Genomic DNA, 17,713 nt, shown 5'->3' on the forward strand with positions numbered 1-17,713 from the left:
TTGGGTTCTAACGCTTCAGGAGGCGGAGCAGGACGACAAGGGCAAGCTGTCCCTCAGGGCCTGCAGCCTTCTTCAAGAGCAACCTTACCCGTCCAAGCCGCCCCCAAGGCAGGAGGGAGAGCAGGGTGGTAAGAGAGGCAAGGATAGCCTGTTTTTGTTCCTGGGGGAGGCTATTCCAACGGGCATAGGCTTCTTGAACCAGAGCGATGACCCGCTTATGGAAGCCAGGATCCTTGGGGTTTTCCCCCTTTAGCGCTTCCATCTGGGCCAATAGCTCTTCTGAGGAGACCCTTCCCCCAGCCTGGGCCTGAAGGGAGGTTGCATCCCGGATGCCTTCCCCTGGCTTGGCGTCGGTGCTCCCCACCCGCCTCACCCTTCTATTGAAACTTTTGAGCCGCATCTGGCTTGCATTATACGGGTTGGAATAACAGGAAGGAGGTTTCCACCTCCCCCGCCACTTCCTTCTCGGCGATGAGGTCTATCCCAGGGGGAAGGGTGAGCCTTGCCCCTTCCGGGGCGAAGAAGGCCCAGATTTCCTGGCCCTGGTACCGCCTTCTGAAGGCCAGCACCTCTTTGCCGGCCTCTAAGGGAAGAAGTCCTCCCAGGCGCAAGGCAGGGTGGGTGCGCTTGAGTTTTACCAGCCTGTGGATAAGGGTCAAGACCTCAAGGTTCCATGCGCTTTCGTCCCAAGGGAAGGGGGCCCGGCAGTAGGGATCCCCTTGCCACTTTGCGTAAGGGTTGGGTTGGGAGAGGCCCACCTCGTCCCCGTAGTAGATGGCGGGGCTTCCCGGGAAGCCGAAGAGGAGGGCGTAGGCCAGCTTGAACCGTTCCACATCCCCCTTAAGCCGCCAAAGGGCGCGGGGGATGTCGTGGGAGGAGAGGAGGGTGTACATGCTGTGCCGAAGCTGCACGGGCAGGGCCTGGTGGTGGTCCCAGAGAACCTGCCAGGTTTCCTGGGCATCCAGGTGGACGGGCCTTCCGTGCACATCCCTTCCGGAAAGCCACTCCATCACGGGGTGGGCGAAGCCCGCATAGTGCATGGCTCCATCCAGGGTATGGGCCCTTAGGGTGGCGGTGGTGTCGTAGGAAAGTTCCCCGAAGACCACGGCCTCGGGCCTTTCCTCCTTGGCAGCCCGGGCCAAGGCGCGAAGCCAGCGGGCGTTCTTGCGGTTGGTCCCCCCTTCCCCGATGGAATGGGCCACATCCAGCCTGAAGCCGTGGGCCAGACGCATCCAGTGGCGGATGGGGGCCCGTGGGCCATAGACGAAGCGTTCCTGGGTGAGAGGGGAGGCATAGTCCAGCTTGGGCATGGACTTTACCCCCCAGAAGGCGGCGTAGGAGCCATCGGGGTAAAAGGTGAACATACTCCGTTCCGGACTTTCCGGGTCCTTTAGGGCCCTTTGAAACCAAGGGTGGGTGGCCCCCACATGGTTGAAGACACCGTCCAGCACCAGGCGCATGCCCCTCTTTTCCAAAGCCTGGAAGAGGGCTTCCAGGGCCTCTTCTCCTCCCAGGTGTGGGTCCACCCGCAGGTAGTCCTCCGTGTCGTAGCGGTGGCTGCTTGGGCTTTGGAAGATGGGGGTTAGGTAAAGGGTTTCCACCCCCAAGGCTTCCAGGTAGGGGAGGGCTTCCAGGATTCCCCAAAGATCCCCCCCGTAGAACTCCCAAGCCCCTTCTGGGCCCGGGGGGTCGTTCCAGGCCTTCTTGCGGATGGGCCTGCCCATGAGAAACCATTCCCCATCCTGGGGGGCAAGCTCCTTTCGCCCCTGGCGGAAGCGGTCGGGGAAGATCTGGTAATACACGGTGCCCAGGGCCCACCTGGGGGGAAGGGGCCCCGCCAGGAGGTGGAAGAAGCGGTCGTAGCGGGGAAGGGTTTTTTCCAGGCCGTGGCTTCCCAAATAGCCCTCGGGCAGGAGGAAGCAGTAGCGAAAAGGGCTTGTGTGCACGGGAACCCGCACCCTTAGGCCCCCCTTGGCCGGTTCCATGGGTTTTTTGTGGATCTCCCCGTCTTTTTCGTAAAGGAGGAGCCCTTCCTTGGCCGCGGTTTCCAGGTGGAGGGTCACCTCCTCCCCCAGCTCGGGCAGGGGGGGATGGAGGTGCTCGAGGTCGTGGTAGTGGGCCATGGCCTTACTCTTTCACCGCCCCTGCGGTGTACCCGGAGACGAAGTACTGCTGGAATCCGTAGAAGAGGAGGAGGATGGGCAGGGAACCCAGGACGCTGGCCGCGGCGAAGATCCCCCACTTGGTCTGGAACTGGCCGGTGGTGAAGCTCCGAAGCCCCACACCCACGTTCCAACTCTCCACCCCCGTGAGGACCAGGTTGGCCAGAACGAACTCCGAGTAGGTGCCCACGAACTGGAGGAGGAAGATGAAGACGAACATGGGGGCGGAAAGGGGAAGGAGGATCTTGGTGAAGACCTGCCACTTGGTGGCCCCGTCCACCATGGCCGCCTCCTCGAGGCTCGGGCTGATGCTCTCCAGGTACCCCTTGTACACCCAGGTGCCGAAGCTGATGATGCCTCCGGAATAGGCCAGTACCAGTCCGGTAAAGGTGTTCAGGAGGTCTAGCCGGGAAAGCAGGTAGTAGATGGCCACCAGGGCCAAAAACCCCGGAAACATCTGCACGAAGATGAGGAAGAGGAGCATGGGGTAACGCCCCGGCAGGTGGCGGAAGCGGGCGAAGGCGTAGCCCGCGGTGGCGGTGAGCAACACGGCGAGGAGTCCCGTGAGCCCGGAGATGAGAAAGGTGTTCCGCACCCAGAGCAGAAACTTGGCCTCGGTGCCCTGCCCGGTGAACTGCCTGGGGGAAAGGGTGAGGGCCAAGGCGAAGACCGCCAGGGCCAAGAGGAGGAGGAGCCTTCCCTGCCAGAAGTCCATCCAGTCCTCAGGGGTTAAAAGCCGCCTCAAGAGGCCGATGAGGGCCACACCCAGAAGGGCGAGCCCCCCGAGGAGGAGAAGGCCCACCTGGTAGGGGTAGAGCACCACCCCCTCCACCAGCTTGGCGTAGTTTTCCAAAGAGGGCTCGGGCACGTAGGGGATGACCTTGGCGTCCAAAAGGAGAAACCCCGTGTCCGGCCTGCGGAAGCTGAAGAGGTTGTTGGTGGGGTCAAAGCTCGCCGCCACCACCTGCACCACGGGGTAGTAGACCAAGAGGATCAGCACCCAGAGGAAGAGGTGGGTCACCCCCTGCCAGAAAAGGGGCCAGGGGCTTCGCTTGCGCCCCTGGATGCGGTTGGTCAGGGCGGTGTGAATCAGGCTGTAAAGGAGAAGCAGGAGGACCAGGCCCAAAAGGAGGCCTAGGGCATAGACCCAGCCGTAGGGCACGAAGACGCTGCCGAAGGCCACCTGCTTGCGGTAGGAACCCGCGTCAAAGAGCCGGTTTAGGGCAAACCAATAGACCCCGTAAAGGGCGAGGCCCACGAGGAGGAAGGCCAGAAGCCGCCGCATCTACCTCACCTCCCTCAGGGCCCCGGTGACGCGGAAGTTCACCAGGCTGATGGCCACGGTGAGGACAAAGATGAGGAGGCTGATGGCCGCCCCCAGGCCGTAGGCGGACTGCCCCTCGGCGCTGAAGGCGGTCTTGTAGGCCCAGGAGATGAGGATGTCCGTGGCCTGGGCCGTGGCCAGGCGGCCCTCCTGGGCAGGTCCCCCTCCGGTGAGCAGGTAGATGATGTAGAAGTTGTTGAAGTTGAAGGCGAAGGAGGAGAGGAGGATGGGCAGCATGGGTTTCTCCAAAAGGGGAAGGGTGATGCCCCAAAGGGCCTGCCAGGGGTTAGCCCCGTCCACCTTGGCCGCCTCGTAGAGCTCGTCGGGGATGGTGGAAAGGGCCCCCAAGGTGGCGGTCATCATGTAGGGAAAGCCCAGCCAGAGGTTTACCAGGAGGATGGCCACCTTGGCCCAGTCGGGGTCGTTGAGCCAGGGGATGGGGTAGATCCCCAGGACCCCCAGGAGCCGGTTGATGGCCCCGAAGTTGTAGTTCAAGAGGGCCACCCAGACCTGGACGGTGATGACCCCGGGCAGGGCCCAAGACACGATGAGCACGGTGCGGTAGAAGTTCCTCAGCTTTAAGGCTTTGTTGTTGAGGACAAGGCCCAGTATGAGGCCAAAGAGGGCATTGAGAAGCACGGTGCTTAAGGCAAAGACCACGTTCCAGGCGAAAACGGGGAAAAGGGCCTTGCTGGCCTGGGAGAGGATGAAGCTGAAGTTTCTAAGGCCCACGAAGCGGAAGGCATTCACCTTGGCCACAAAGGCGGCCTGAAAGGGGGGGATGCGGTCTAGGACCAGGGCGTTTCCCTCAGCCTCGAGGATCCTAGCCCGCAGGCGGTGCCCCTCTGCATACACCTCCACGGTTTCCCCTGCGCAGGGACGGCAGCGAAGGGCTTCCTCCACCGGTTCCTCTAGAAGAAGCCGTGGCCCCTCCTGGGCCACCACCTGGGTTTCCGTGGAGCGGTCGGGAAAGCCGCTTCGCGCCCCCGAGTAGTCGGTGAAGGCCAGGTAAACCGTGAGGGCGATGGGGTAGAGGGTGAAGACCAAAAGAAAGGAGAGGGCGGGGAGGAAGTAGTACCAGTCGGTAAGCCAGGGAAATAGGCGTCCCACCAGGATGGCCCCCGGCACCATCACCAGAAGGGCCAGGACCAGGATGGTCCAGCCTGGAGGGGCCAGGTAGGCCTCGAGGGCCAGATACCCCAGGATGCCCACCCCTGTGGACAGGATCAGGAGGCCCAAAAGCAAGGACAGGGCCAGGAGAAAACCCTTAAGGCCAGGAGGGTGTTTCATGGCTTAAAGATACGCCCCCCACGGGGGAAGGAGGTCCCATGGGGGGGCCGCATACGTGCGCATTTCCGCTACGCGGTGTGTTCCAGGGTCCCCACCCGGGCTTTGCCCGGGTGGGATGGTGTCACCTGCCGATGCCCTTTCTGATCTCGGCCACCATGTCCTCCACGATCTTCTTCAAGTTGGAGTCGGGCCGCTGGATGGCCAGGTTGATGGCGTTGGCCCAGGGACCCCATACCTTGCCCATCTCGGGGATGTTGGGCATGGGGGTGCCCAGGGCGAAGACCTTGGAAAAGCCCGACACCACCGGATCCTTCTCCAGGGTCTTGGCGGCGCTCTTGGACACAGGGATGCGGCCGCCCGCTTGGTTGAAGGAAACCAGATTCTTGCCGGTGACCAGGGTCTTGGCGAAGTTGACCGCGGCGGTCTTGTTCTTGGAGTAGGCGTTCACCACCACCCCCTGCACCCCCAGGAAGGGACCCCAGGGGTTCTTGGCCCCGGGCGGGGTGGGGAAGGGGGCGATGCCGAAGTCGATCTTGGCCTTCTTGTAGTCGCCCAGGGCCCAGGGGCCGTTGATGATCATGGCCAAAGCCCCGTCCTTGAAGGCTCCGTCCGCCACGCCGTAGTCCACCCCTTCGGGCACCAGGTTGTAGCGGAAGCGGAGGTCCTTGATGAACCCTAAAGCCTTTTCCCCTACTTCCCCGCCTATTAAGAGCTTGGAGGGGTCCAGGTTGCCCTTGGCGTCCTTGGCGAAGACGTTGTCCGCTCCAAAGGCCCGGAAGAAGCCGAAGTTGAAGTAGGGGTCGCCGATGTTATACAGGAAGCCGAAGGTGGAGCCGGTGGTGAGCTTCTGGGCCAGGGACAGGAACTCCTCCCAGGTCTTGGGGGGTTCTTTTACGTACTTCTTGTTGTAGATGAGGGCCACGCTCTCGGCGAAGGCGGGAAGGCCCATGAGCTTGCCCCCGAAGGTGAAGGCCTCCACCGCTACGCCTTGGAGGTCCGAGAGGTAGCTCTGGGTCACGTACTTGCCCATGGGCTCCAGCACCCCGGCCTGGGCCATCTCCCCCAGCCAGTCGTGGGGGATGGTGACCACCAGGTCTGCTGCCTGTCCCTGGGGTGCCCCCAGGATGAACTTCTGCTTGATGTCCCCGAAGGGGACCTCCACCACCTCCACCTTGGTGCCGGAGGTCTTCTCATAGGCTTGGGCTTGGGCCTTGAGCCACTCCAGCTCGGGACCGCCGAAGTGGGTCCATACCGTGATCTTCCCCTGGGCAAGGGCCAAGGAGAGCCCGAGGGCCAGTACCGCCACTGCTCGTTTCATATCCCACCTCCGGGCGCGTGGTAGCGTTTCCGCTCAACTTTTTTCCGCGCCCTGCAGGCTGCAGTATACTCCTATTTTCCCGGGACACAAGCCCCCCTAATAGAGGGCCCGCACCACCTCAAAGGCGATGAGAGCCAGGATTCCCACCTCCACCGCCTGGCTTCTTAGGTGCACCACCTCCTCGGTGACCATCTCGTAGGTGGCCTCGAGGACCCGAAGCTTCTCCTCCAGACTCCTTTCCAGCTCGTGGGCCCCATAAAGCTCCAAGGCAGCCCGGTAGATCTTGGCGTAGAAGAGATCCTCGGTGATGCGCAAGGCTCCCTCCATCCGGGCCCGCACGTCGGCGATCTCCGCATGCCGGGCCATGAGGCGCCGCCTTAAGCGCTGGAGCTTCCCGTAGCCCCAAAGGCCCCGGTGCCGGAGCACCTGGGGCACGGCCTCCAGCTCCTGGGTGAGGACCCCGTCGTAGTAGGAGAGCTCAAGAAGCTGGGCGTGCACGAACTCCACCAGATCGGCCACGTCCCAGATGCCCTCCGAGTCCAGGATGAGGACCCGGTCAAACCCTAAAAGGGCCAGGTCCTCCGTGGAGTAGCTGTAGCGGTAGCGCTCCATCTCCCGCCTGACCTCGGGGGCGAACTCCTCCTTGGCCCCCATCCAAAGGGGGGTGAGGTCCACGGTGGGGGCGTGGGCCTTTTCCCCTTCTATCCCCAGGGCGTGGTAGACGGTGAACTCCTCGCTCAGGCGCTTTTCCTCGGGGTGGAGGAGGGCGCCTTGCAGGTAGGGCTCGAGGGCCAAAAGCTCCGCCAGAAAAAACCCTTCCCAGAAGGGGAGCTCGGGAAGGGCCAGGGCCTTTTCCAAAAAGGCTTCCCAAGGTACCCTCTCCCCCAGGTGCACCCGGAAGGAAAGGGAGGCCACCCCAAACTCGTAGAGCCGGGCGGTGAGGAGGCCGGAGATCCCCTCCACGCTCCTCACCCCAAGCTCCACCTGCGCCGGAGGGTTTTCAAAGCGCACCGCCCCAAGCCTTGGCCGGGAGAGGCGAAGCCTGGGGGTGGCCAGGCGGGAGAGGTCGATCTCGTCCGCCAGGTCGTAAAGGCGGTACAGGGCGATATGGGGCGAGAGGAGATTCATGGGAAGGCCCGGCTCATTCCAGCTGGGAGACCTCCCGCGGTGGGGGGCCCTGCTCGTAGGCCTTGAGGAGGGCCTTTAGCGCCTTTCCCCGATGGGAGTACTGGGCTTTTTCCTCCAGGGTCATCTCCGCAAAGGTCTTGCCCGCCTCGGGCAGGTAGAAGATGGGGTCGTAGCCGAAGCCGCCTTCCCCCCGGGGGGCCTCGAGGATGTACCCCTCCACCTGTCCCTCGTAGGTTTCCACATGCCCGTCAGGGTAGGCTAGGACCAGGACCGCCACGAAGCGAGCCTTGCGCTCCTCCCCCTTGAGGTGGCGCATCCTCTCCAGAAGGTAAACGTTCCGCTCCCGGTCGGTTTCCCTTCCCCCGTAGCGGGCGGAGTAGACCCCGGGTTCCCCCCCTAAGGCGGGCACCTCGAGGCCCGAGTCATCCGCCAAGGCGGGAAGGCCCGTGGCCTTGGCCACGTAGGCGGCCTTGAGGAGGGCGTTTTCCAGGAAGGTGGAACCCTCCTCCTTGGGCATGCGCAGGGGGAAGTCGGCCAGGGAGAGGAGGGTCCAGCCTAGGAGAGCCAGCCCCTCCTTAAGCTCCCTCACCTTGCCAGGGTTGCCCGTGGCCAAGACCAGGCGCATCCCTTCTAGGATACCCCCTTAAGGGCCTGCACCACCTCCTCCGGGGAATCCAGGGGGGTAAGGAGGGCAAGGTCTTTGGGATCGATGGCCCCTTGTTCTTTCAGGGATTCCATCCAGCTCAGAAGCCCTTGCCAGTACCCCCGGTCCAAGGCGAAGACGGGGAAAGGGTGGACCTTCTCCGTCTGGATGAGGACCAGGACCTCGGAGAGCTCATCCAGGGTGCCAAAGCCCCCGGGCAGGAAGACGAAGGCGTGGGCGTAGCGCACGAAAAGCACCTTGCGCACGAAGAAATAGCGCAGGGTGAGGGTATGGGTCTGGTAGGGATTGGGCTTCTGCTCGTGGGGAAGCTCGATGTTCAGGCCCACGCTCACCCCGCCTGCTTCAAAGGCCCCTCGGTTCACGGCCTCCATGACCCCACCCCCGCCGCCCGTCACCACCCCGAAGCCTGCTTCCGCCAATGCCCTTCCCAGACGGTAGCCCAGGGCGTAGGCGGGGTGGCCTTCCCCGAAGCGGGCCGAGCCGAAGACGGAAACCAGGGGGACCCCTATCTCCGAAAGGGTTTCAAACCCCTCCACGAACTCCGCCAGAATGCGGAAAAGCCGCCAAGCGTCCTCGTGGTGAAGCTGGTCGATCAGGGGCTTCTTGGCCATCAAAGCTCCTCCAGGCTGACCTGTTTTAGCTCCTCTACCCTTACCCCCAGGCGCTCCGCCAGGTTCCGGTAGCTTTCCGGGTCCCCGGTGACGAAGTGCACCACCCGCCCTTGGCCCTCGGGGTTTAAGAGCCCTTCCCCTTTAAGAGCTTTGGCCACCGCTTCCGCCGTGGCCTCGGCCGAATCGATGAGCCTCACTCCGGGCAGGACCTTGGCCAGGGTGCCCTTCAGAAAGGGGTAGTGGGTGCAACCCAGGATCAGGGCCTCGAGGTCCTGGGGGGCGTCCTCGAGGTAGTGCCGGGCCACCAAGAGGGCCACGGGGTCATCCCAAAGCCCTTCCTCCACCAAGGGCACGAAGAGAGGACAGGCCCTGGCCCAGGAAACCTCCACGTAGCGCTCGTAGGCCCGGCTTTCCACCGTGGCCTGGGTGCCGATGAGGCCCACCTTGCCGTACCCTCGTGCGGCCTTGGCCACGGGTTCCAGCACCCCGAAGACGGGCACCGAAAGATCCTCGGCCAGATCGGGAAGGGCGGCGGAGCTTGCGGTGTTGCAGGCCACCACGATGGCCTTCACCCCTTGCCGGAGCAAAAACCCCGCGATCTCCCAGGCGAAGCGCCGCACCATGGAGAGGGGTTTGCTGCCGTAGGGTACCCGGGCGGTGTCGCCAAAGTAGAGGAAATCCTCCTGGGGCAGGGCCCGGCGCAAAGCGGAAAGCACCGTAAGCCCTCCCACCCCCGAATCGAAGACGCCGATGGGCCGCCTAGGGTCCTTCACAAGCCGCCATCATACCCTGGACGGGAAAAGGGGGGTGCTATACTATCAGGGTTGCCCCGGTGGGGGGCAAGGGAGGTGCGCAAGTTGAGGCTGGTCACGTCCGAGTCGGTCACGGAAGGGCACCCGGATAAGCTGGCGGACCGGATCTCCGACGCCATCCTGGATGCTTTGATCGCCCAGGATAAGAAGGCCCGGGTGGCGGCGGAAACCCTGGTCACCACCGGGCTGGTGTTCGTGGCGGGAGAGATCTCCACCGAGGGGTATGTGGATATCCCCGGCCTGGTGCGCAAAACGGTGAGGGAGGTGGGCTACACCCGGGCCAAGTACGGCTTCGACGCCGACACCTGTGCGGTCCTCACCGCCATCGACGAGCAGTCCCCGGACATCGCGGGCGGGGTCAACCTCTCCTACGAGTGGCGGGTGCTCAAGTCCACGGATCCTCTGGACCGCACGGGCGCGGGAGATCAGGGCCTCATGTTCGGCTACGCCACCGACGAAACCCCGGAGCTCATGCCACTGCCCATCACCCTGGCCCACCACCTCACCATGCGCCTGGCGGAGGTGCGGAAGACGGGGCTTCTTCCCTACCTGCGCCCCGACGGCAAGGCCCAGGTCACCGTGGTCTACGAGGGGGATAGGCCCCTTTACGTGAAAACGGTGGTGGTCTCCGCCCAACACTCCCCCGAGGTGGAGCAGGACCAGCTCCGGGAGGACCTGATCCGCGAGGTGGTGCGCCAGGCCATCCCCCCCGAGTACCTGAAGGAAGGGGAAACGGAGTACCTCATCAACCCTTCGGGCCGTTTCATCCTGGGGGGACCCCATGCGGACACCGGGCTTACCGGACGCAAGATCATCGTGGACACGTACGGGGGGGCGGTGCCTCATGGGGGCGGGGCCTTCAGCGGCAAGGACCCCACCAAAGTGGACCGTTCCGCCAGCTACTACGCCCGCTATATGGCCAAGAACCTGGTGGCGGCAGGCCTAGCCCGCCGGGCCTTGGTGGAGCTAGCCTACGCCATTGGCAAGGCCAGGCCTGTTTCCCTGCGGGTGGAAACCTTCGGCACCGGGGTCTTGCCCGATGAAAAGCTCACGGAGATCGTGAAGCGGGTCTTTGACCCCAGGCCCTTGGCTATCATCGAGGAGCTGGACCTCCTCCGTCCCATCTACACCCCCACCAGCGCCTACGGCCACTTTGGCCGTGCGGGCTTTCCCTGGGAGGAAACGGACCGGGTGGAGGCCCTAAGGCGGGAAGCGGGCCTCTAAGGCCACCCCACCCTGGCGTAGCCAGGATGGGGGCCCGGCAAGAGCTTTTCCGGGCCAAGTTTGGGAATCTCGGGGAAGTGCGGGGTCGTGAAAGAGAAAGAAGGGTAGACCACCCTAAGCTTGACCAAAGCCAAGGTGGGTGGGTTCCCGGAAAAGGACTAAGTGCTCACGCAGGAAGGTTGCTTCATCGGAAAGGATGGATACAGCGTGCCCATGGCCTTTTTGGGGTCCCCGTCGTGACACAAGCCACGACGGGGTACTTAGCCCACCTCCACCCGGTTTTTCCCCCGGCGCTTGGCCTGGTAAAGGGCGTCGTCGGCCCGCTTGAGGAGGGAAAGGGGGGAGTCCTCGGGGCGGGCCTCGGCCACGCCGATGCTGACGGAAATCCCCTCCACCGGGGGAACCCGCAAGGCGGCCACCGCTTGCCGGAGCCTGCCCGCTAGGCGCACCGCCTGGGCCAAGGGGGTTTCCGTCAGGAGGACGGCGAACTCCTCCCCCCCGAGGCGCACGGCCCGGTCGCTTTGCCGGAGGTGGTCCTCTAGGCAGCGGGCTAGGGTTTTGAGCACCCGGTCCCCCACGGGGTGGCCGTGGCGGTCGTTCACCTGCTTGAAGTGATCCAGGTCCAGGATCAGGAGGGAGAGGGGCCGGCGGTAGCGCTGGACGCGGAAGAGCTCTCTTTCCAAGACGAGATCCAGGTAGCGCCGGTTCCTGAGCCCGGTTAGGGGGTCGGTGTAGGCATCCAGGCGGGCCTCGAGGTAACCTTCCTTAACCCGCACCAGCATGTAGAGGAGGCTCACGTAGGCCAGGTTGGCCCCGAAGAACTGGGCTAGGGCGTTGAGGTGCGCCGCATGGAAGTGGCCGCGGAAAGCTCCCAGGAGGGAGAGGAGGAAAAGGGTGAGGAGGTAGAGAAGGGCCAGGCGCACCGCTTGGTGGGTTTGGAAGAAGAGGAAGCTGCTGAAGTACACGAAGGGAACCCAGTGGGCGGCGGGGGATAGGCCGAAGGGATTCGGGGCGATGAGGAGCTGGAAAGCCAGGGTGGCAAGGAGATACGTGGCCACGAGACCATGGGTCAGGGGAAGAACCCAGGAACTGGTGCGGGGAAGGCGCCATAGGGCCAAGGCCAGGAGGGAAAAGCCCAAGGCCAGGAGGGGAAGGAAGAAGCGGTCCACTGGGTCCAGGCCCACGGCCCTCGAGGCGGCAAAGGCCACCAGGGCCAGAAGGGTCCCCAAGGGCAGAAGCAAAAGGGCCATCCTGCGCCTTAGGGGGTTTAGGGGGTCTAGGAGCTCGAGGGTGGGATGCAAGCTGCTTCCAGTATACAGGGGTCCCGCCCGGGCCATACCCCTAGGATGGCCAAGCCTCCCTTAACAAGCCCTTAACGGCTCCTCAGTCTTCCAGATAGGTGTAGCCCTGGAGCTCCCGCATGTACCGCTCCAGGAAGGCCCCCTTTTCCACGGGGGAAAGGCGGCTTTGCCGCACCAGCCGCTCCACGCCCAGGAAGAGCTCCCGGGCGGTGAAGCCCATCTTCTCGATGACCTTTTCCGCGGTCTCCCCGGGAACGAAACGTTCTATGGCAAACCCTTCCTCGTCCACCACCACGTGGGCCTCCCCCACCTGGCCGAAAAGGTTGTGGTTGCTGCCCAACACGTCCTGGTAGCCTCCCACCAGGAAGACCCCCAGGTAGTAGTCCTCCCCCGGGCGGATGGGGTGGACGGGCAGGCTCTGACGCACGTCGTGCAGGTCGATGAAGCGGTCTATCTTGCCGTCGGAGTCGCAGGAGATGTCCACCAGGGTGGCCTGGCGGGTGGGGGGTTCGTTAAGGCGGCTTAGGGGGACGATGGGGAAGAGCTGGTGAATGGCCCAGGCGTCGGGGAGGCTTTGGAAGATGGAGAAGTTGCACACCAGCTTGTCGGCCAGGAGCTTCTCCAGATCCTCAAACTCGTCAGGAGCGTAGGGCAGTTCCCGCACAATGGCGTAGACCCGCCGGGCGATGTGGTAGAAGATCTCCTCCGCCAGGGCGCGGTCCCGCAGGGACACGAGCCCCAGGTCGTAAAGGGTCTGCAGGGTTTCCTTGTCGGCGAAGGCGTCGTGGTAGACCTCGCGGAAGTTCTTGGGGGAGAGGTTTTCCAGGCTCTCCCAAAGCTCCTTGACCAGGGGGTGGGCCTCCGCGGGCGGGGGGGAAGGCCGGGTCTCCCCCGGGGGGGTGATGACGTCGATCACCTCGAGGACCAGGACCTCATGGTACGCGGTCACCGCCCGGCCCGACTCCGTGACCAGGGTGGGGTGGGGTTCCCCCTGGGCTTCCACCACCTCCTTGGTCACGTAGACCAGGTCCTCGGCGTACTCGGGAAGGGTGTAGTTGGCGGAGGCGTAGAAGTTGGTCTTGGAGCCGTCGTAGTCCACGGCCAGGCCCCCGCCTAGGTTCAGGTACTGGAGGGGAGCCCCCAGCTTCCTGAGCTGCACATAGGTCTGGGCGGCCTCCCGCACCGCCGCCTTGATCTTGCGGATATCGGTAACCTGGCTGCCGATGTGGGCGTGGACCATCACCAGGGTGTCCAGGAGGTCCTCTTCCCTCAGGATCTCCACCGCCCGGATGATCTCCGGGGTGGTGAGGCCAAACTTAGCGTTTTCCCCGCCGCTGGCTTCCCACTGCCCGGCCCCTTTGGCCTTCAGCTTGTAGCGGATGCCCAACTTGGGCCGCACGCCCAGCTCCTTAGAGATGCGGATCACCCGGGGGAGCTCGGCGAACTTCTCCAGGGTGATGACCACGTTCCGGGAAAGCTTCCTTCCCATTAGGGCCAGGCGGATGAAGTCGTCGTCCTTGAAGCCATTGGTGGTGATGAGGGCTTCCGGGGAGAGGTCCTGGGCTAGGATCAGGGCCAGCTCGGCCTTGCTCCCCGCCTCGAGGCCATAGTGGTAGGGCCTGCCCGCCCGGGCCACCGTCTCCAGCACCAGCCGGCGCTGGTTCACCTTCACCGGGTAGACCCCGCGGTAGCCACCGTGGTAGCTGTACTTTTCCATGGCCCTCTGGAAGGCCTCGTTCAGCTCCCGCACCCGGGCCTCGAGGACCTGGGGGAAGCGGAGCACCAGGGGCAAAGGCCGCCCCTCGTCCCTAAGGGCCTCCACGATCTCCAAAAGGGAGGCGGAAGGGCCTTCCGGGCCCAGGGGGGTCACCTCCAGCTCCCCATTCCGCCCTACCCGGAAGAACCCCGCTCCCCAGTAGGGCACCAGGTAGATCTCCTCCGCTTCTTTGGGGGAAAAGCGCCTGGCGGTCTTCAAGCTAGCCCTCCGGGGCTGACCCATCCTGGTCAACCTCCGCCCCCAAGTGTAGGACGGAAGGAGCGGCTTGGGAAGAGCCTAGGCTTACGTAGAGGTAACCCTCGCCTTCTTGGGGGATTTCCCCAAGCCGTGCCCCCGGGTCCACCAGGTAAAGAAAGGGACCTTCTAGCTGGTTTACCAGGGCATAGCCCCTCATTTGCAAGAGGGGATGCAGGGCCTCCTCCGCCTGGAAGGCAAGGGGGAAGGGCCCCACCTCCTTTTGTACTTCCTCCAAAAGATCCAGCCAGTGGGCCAGTTGGGTGGGTTCCACGCCTGCGGGCACCAGAAGCTGCACTGCTCCCCGCTTGTCGCCAAAAAGCCGGAAGCGCCTCAGAAAGCGCCTCAGGGTGCGTCTTTCCTCCCCCGAGGGCTTAAAGGTGAGGTGCTTGTGGCCACAGACGCTGAAGCGAAACCCTTCAGGGGCCAAGGCCCTTAACCGGCTTATGGTCTTCCTGTCCCCTACCCGGTGCCACCAGGAAAGCTCCACCGTGGGAAAGGCCTTGGCATAGGCCTTGAAGCCCCCAGGGTAGCCCCTATACCCCTTAAGGCCTTCCAGGATCAAGCCAGACCTCCAAGAAGGCCAGCCCCATCCGGGCCATCAGGGGGGTGATGGTGTGCCCAGCTCCCTCCTCCACGAAACGGGCAAGCCGCCCCTCGGGGTAATGGGGCCTCAAGGCCTCCACGGTTTTCTCCATGCGGGAAAGGGGCACGATCAGGTCCTTGGTGCCGTGGAGGTGGAGGAGGGGTACACCTCCATAGGCCTCTCCCCTCTGGGCAGGGGGGGTTTCGTAAAGGGCCAGGACCCGGGTATCCCGCACCTCCTGACCCTGGGGAAGCTTCATGGGGAAACCGCTACCGATAAAGGCCAAGGCCCCTTCCGCCCGGAAACCCTGGGAAAGAAGCAAGTGCACCACAAAGGCCCCCAGGCTCCCCCCCGCCAGGAAAAGGGGTAGGCCAAAGCGCTCCCTGGCCTCCTGGGCCACTTCCCTGGCTTCCTCGGCAAAGGCCAGGGCTATCTGGTACACCTCCTCCACATACCTGGGGCTTTTGGAGGAAGGGGGTAGGCCTTCCCGTTTCCCGTGCCGGGGGGCGTCAAAGGCCAGGAGGAGGAGGCCCCTTTCCGCATACCCCGGGAGGAGGGAAAGGATGTGTTCCTTAGAGCCCTGAAGCCCGTGGAGGGCCAGGAGGAGGGCCCTCGGGCGCTCGGGGATGTGGGCCAGCACGCTTTGCCCCGCCAGGGTAAACGCCTCTTTCCGCATCCTGCTTCCCCTTAGGTAAAAAGGCTGGACACCGACTCCCCCCGGTGGATGCGCCAGATGGCCTCGGCGAAGATGGGGGCCACGGGGAGGGTCTTGAGCTTGGGACCCTCCTTGGGGAGGCAGGTGTCGGTGGCGGCCACCTCCTTGACCGGGCTTTGGGCGATGCGCTCCAGGGCCGGGCCCACATAGACCCCGTGGGTGGCGGCGGCGTAGACTTCCTTGGCCCCGGCCTGCAGGAGGGCGTCCACCGCCTCCACCAGGCTTCCTGCGGTGGAGATTTCGTCGTCCACGATCAAGGCGGTTTTCCCCTTCACCTCCCCCACCAGCATCCTGACCCGCACCTCGGTGTCGGAAACCCGCTCCTTGTCGATGAAGGCCAGGGGAAGGCGAAGGCGCCGGGCCAAGGAGCTGGCCCTTTTGAGGTCGCCGGCATCCGGGGCCACCACCACGGCATTTTCCAGGTCCACCCGGGTGGCGAAGTGGTTGGCGATGACGGGCTCGGCGGAAAGGTGGTCCACGGGAACCTTGAAGAAGCCGTGGACCTGGGGGGAGTGCAGGGTCATGGTGAGGACCCGGTCGGCCCCGGCGGTCTGGAGGAGGTCGGCCACCAGCCTGGCGGCGATGGAGATGCGGGGGGCGTCCTTCTTGTCGCTACGGGCATAGGAGAAGTAGGGGATGACCGCCGTGACCCGGGCGGCGCTGGCTCCCTTGGCGGCGTCCACCATCATGAGGAGCTCCATGAGGTGGTCCTGCACCGGGGGGGTTAGGGACTGGACGATGAAGACATCCCCTTCCCTCAGGCTTTCCTCGAAGCGCACGAAGAGGTTGTCGTTGGCGAAGCGCTGGGTGGTGCTTTTGCCCAAGGGCAGGCCTAGGGCCTCGGCGATGGCTTCGGCCAGGGGGCGGTTGGACTGGCCGGAAAAGATCAGCAGGGGGCGGTCCATGCCGTTCCCCAAGATACCACGGGAGAGGGGTATGCCCAAGTTGGCCCCGAAAAGGGCTACTTAGAGGAGGGTAAGGGCTTCTTGCAAGGGAGTGGTGACCTCCGGACCCGTGGGGTGCAGGTAAACGTTCACCTCGGTGCGCACCCCGAAACTGGGCAGGTAAAGCCCGGGCTCCACGGTGAAGGCCAGACCCGGCACCAAGGGGCGGAAGTCGTGGGTTTCCAGGTCATCCAGGTGGGGACCTGAGCCGTGGACCTCCTCCCCCAGGTTGTGCCCCGTGCGGTGGCGGAGGTAGGGGCCATAGCCTGCGGCTTCCAGAAGCTTCCGGGCCACCTGGTCCACCTCGAAGCCCTTGGGGTAGTGCCCTCTTTGGTAGGTCTCGGCCACGAAGCGGATAGCCTCATCCCGGGCCTTTACCACAGCCTGGAAGGCTTGGTGGGCGGCCTCGGGAGGCCTTAGGCCGGCCATCCAGGTGATGTCGGCGTAGACCCCTCCTTTTTCCTTGGCCCAGAGGTCCAAAAGCACCACTTCTCCCTCCTCGAGGACCTTGTCCGTGGGGGCGTGGTGAGGGTTGGCGGCGTTTCGGCCGAAGGCCACCATGGGGGGGTGGTCGAAGACCAGGCCCCGTTCCTCCAGGGCCTGGATCAATATGGCCTGTACCGCCTGTTCCGTGGACCCAGGGTTTTGGCGCAGGAAGGCTATGGCCTGGTCCTTGGCGGCCACCAGGCCCTCGGCTGCCCGGCGGTGGCTCTTTAGCGTTTCCTCCCCCCAGGTCTGGAAGAGGAGGAGCAAGGGCCAGGAGGAGGTGAGCTCGAGGCCCATTCCCCTGAGAAGGTCCAAACTGCCCCCATCCACCCGGGAGAGGTAGGGGATGAGCCCTCCCGGCACGTACTCCAAGGCGATGCGCTGCTGTCCTTCCAAAAGCTCCGAAAGGGCTTCTAGGTACCCCCGCCAGGTGTGGTAAGTGCGCCTCTTCCCGGGAAGAAGGGGAAAGAGGCTTTCCTCTATGGCGTGGCAGAGGAGCACGGGTTCCCCTTCCCGGGGGATGAGGTAGGCAAAACGGCGGGTTAGGTGAAGGTGGGTGAGGGCAAGCACCTCGAGGGCCAAGGGATTGCTCCGGCCAAAGGAGAGGAGGAGCCAAGCATCCAGCCTCTCTTCCCTGAGGATTTCCTGCACGCGGGTGAGCTCCACGTTCCCATGCTACCCCTTGGAATCCACCTCACCTTTTCTTACCCCTGACGTGCTACGTTAGGGGGTAGGGAGGTTTGGAAGATGGTCGAAACGCAGGAGGCGGTCATCCGCATTACCCCCTTGGCGGCGGAGAAGGCCAAGGAGATCCTGGCCCGTTATGGCAAGGAGCATGCGGCCATCCGGGTCTACATCAAGTCCGGCGGGTGCTCGGGCTTCCAGTACGGCATGGCCGTGGACGAAAGGGAGCTTCCGGGGGATACCCTCGTGGAGATGCACGGGGTGCGCCTGGTGGTGGATCCCATGTCCCTGCCCTACCTGGTGGGTTCGGAGATCGACTGGGTGGAAAGCCTCATGGGCGGCGGGTTCACGGTGCACAACCCCAACGCCGCCAGCACCTGCGGTTGTGGCCACTCCTTCCGCACCAAGGACCAGGAAGGTGAGGCCCGCACCTGCGGCCACTGATTCCCTCTT

The 17,713-nt window shown here is 64.2% G+C and carries 17 protein-coding genes; 2 read left to right on the forward strand and 15 right to left on the reverse strand.

What is annotated here, in order from left to right; all coding sequences use genetic code 11:
* Positions 1-7: 7 nt before the first annotated feature.
* The 9 genes from C2847_RS12470 to murI all read right to left on the reverse strand — a co-directional run bounded on the left by C2847_RS12470 (position 8) and on the right by murI (position 9,270).
* A complete protein-coding gene (locus C2847_RS12470; protein ID WP_244187330.1) occupies positions 8-400 on the reverse strand; it encodes a hypothetical protein in 393 nt (130 codons plus the stop codon).
* 10 nt (positions 401-410) lie between these two features.
* Positions 411-2,123 (reverse strand): glycoside hydrolase family 13 protein, encoded by a 1,713-nt coding sequence (locus tag C2847_RS02160; RefSeq protein ID WP_164835606.1) that lies wholly within the window; start codon positions 2,121-2,123, stop codon positions 411-413.
* 4 nt (positions 2,124-2,127) lie between these two features.
* Entirely contained in the window at positions 2,128-3,447 is a 1,320-nt protein-coding gene (locus C2847_RS02165) for a sugar ABC transporter permease (RefSeq protein ID WP_105316848.1), read from the reverse strand.
* Positions 3,448-4,776, reverse strand: a complete 1,329-nt coding sequence (locus tag C2847_RS02170) for an ABC transporter permease subunit (protein WP_105316849.1) — start codon at positions 4,774-4,776, stop codon at positions 3,448-3,450.
* A 121-nt stretch (positions 4,777-4,897) separates the two neighbouring features.
* Positions 4,898-6,094 (reverse strand): sugar ABC transporter substrate-binding protein, encoded by a 1,197-nt coding sequence (locus C2847_RS02175; protein WP_105316850.1) that lies wholly within the window; start codon positions 6,092-6,094, stop codon positions 4,898-4,900.
* 96 nt (positions 6,095-6,190) lie between these two features.
* On the reverse strand, positions 6,191-7,222 hold the full coding sequence (locus C2847_RS02180) for an RMD1 family protein (protein ID WP_105316851.1): 1,032 nt from the start codon (positions 7,220-7,222) through the stop codon (positions 6,191-6,193).
* Between the two features lie 13 nt (positions 7,223-7,235).
* Positions 7,236-7,847 (reverse strand): XTP/dITP diphosphatase, encoded by a 612-nt coding sequence (locus C2847_RS02185; protein WP_164835607.1) that lies wholly within the window; start codon positions 7,845-7,847, stop codon positions 7,236-7,238.
* 5 nt (positions 7,848-7,852) lie between these two features.
* Positions 7,853-8,497 carry an LOG family protein gene (locus C2847_RS02190; protein ID WP_105316853.1) on the reverse strand — a complete coding sequence of 215 codons (645 nt, stop codon included), beginning with the start codon at positions 8,495-8,497 and terminating at the stop codon, positions 7,853-7,855.
* On the reverse strand, positions 8,497-9,270 hold the full coding sequence (gene murI, locus C2847_RS02195; protein WP_105316854.1) for a glutamate racemase: 774 nt from the start codon (positions 9,268-9,270) through the stop codon (positions 8,497-8,499). The genes C2847_RS02190 and murI overlap by 1 nt, the downstream gene beginning before the upstream one ends.
* An 84-nt stretch (positions 9,271-9,354) precedes the next feature.
* Between murI and metK the strand changes: the two genes are divergently transcribed.
* Positions 9,355-10,533, forward strand: coding sequence for a methionine adenosyltransferase (gene metK / locus C2847_RS02200; protein WP_164835608.1), 1,179 nt, complete (start codon positions 9,355-9,357; stop codon positions 10,531-10,533).
* 260 nt (positions 10,534-10,793) lie between these two features.
* Here metK and C2847_RS02205 read toward each other — a convergent pair whose 3' ends face one another.
* The 6 genes from C2847_RS02205 to C2847_RS02230 are packed head-to-tail and all read right to left on the reverse strand — an operon-like array spanning position 10,794 to position 17,242.
* On the reverse strand, positions 10,794-11,870 hold the full coding sequence (locus C2847_RS02205) for a GGDEF domain-containing protein (RefSeq protein WP_208619924.1): 1,077 nt from the start codon (positions 11,868-11,870) through the stop codon (positions 10,794-10,796).
* A 46-nt stretch (positions 11,871-11,916) separates the two neighbouring features.
* A complete protein-coding gene (speA, locus tag C2847_RS02210) occupies positions 11,917-13,809 on the reverse strand; it encodes a biosynthetic arginine decarboxylase (protein ID WP_105316887.1) in 1,893 nt (630 codons plus the stop codon).
* A gap of 1 nt (position 13,810) precedes the next feature.
* Entirely contained in the window at positions 13,811-14,410 is a 600-nt protein-coding gene (locus C2847_RS02215) for a DUF72 domain-containing protein (RefSeq protein WP_105316855.1), read from the reverse strand.
* Positions 14,391-15,107 carry an alpha/beta hydrolase gene (locus tag C2847_RS02220; protein WP_105316856.1) on the reverse strand — a complete coding sequence of 239 codons (717 nt, stop codon included), beginning with the start codon at positions 15,105-15,107 and terminating at the stop codon, positions 14,391-14,393. The genes C2847_RS02215 and C2847_RS02220 overlap by 20 nt, the downstream gene beginning before the upstream one ends.
* A gap of 11 nt (positions 15,108-15,118) precedes the next feature.
* Positions 15,119-16,051 carry a ribose-phosphate diphosphokinase gene (locus C2847_RS02225; protein WP_105316857.1) on the reverse strand — a complete coding sequence of 311 codons (933 nt, stop codon included), beginning with the start codon at positions 16,049-16,051 and terminating at the stop codon, positions 15,119-15,121.
* Between the two features lie 60 nt (positions 16,052-16,111).
* The gene (locus C2847_RS02230; protein ID WP_105316858.1) at positions 16,112-17,242 is read right to left on the reverse strand and encodes a M24 family metallopeptidase; all 1,131 of its coding nucleotides are present in this window, start codon (positions 17,240-17,242) and stop codon (positions 16,112-16,114) included.
* 81 nt (positions 17,243-17,323) lie between these two features.
* On the opposite strand from C2847_RS02230, the gene erpA reads away from it, so the two are divergent.
* A complete protein-coding gene (erpA, locus tag C2847_RS02235; protein WP_105316859.1) occupies positions 17,324-17,704 on the forward strand; it encodes an iron-sulfur cluster insertion protein ErpA in 381 nt (126 codons plus the stop codon).
* The last annotated feature ends 9 nt before the right edge of the window (positions 17,705-17,713 follow it).

The organism is Thermus tenuipuniceus, from assembly GCF_002964845.1.
Classification (GTDB): domain Bacteria; phylum Deinococcota; class Deinococci; order Deinococcales; family Thermaceae; genus Thermus; species Thermus tenuipuniceus.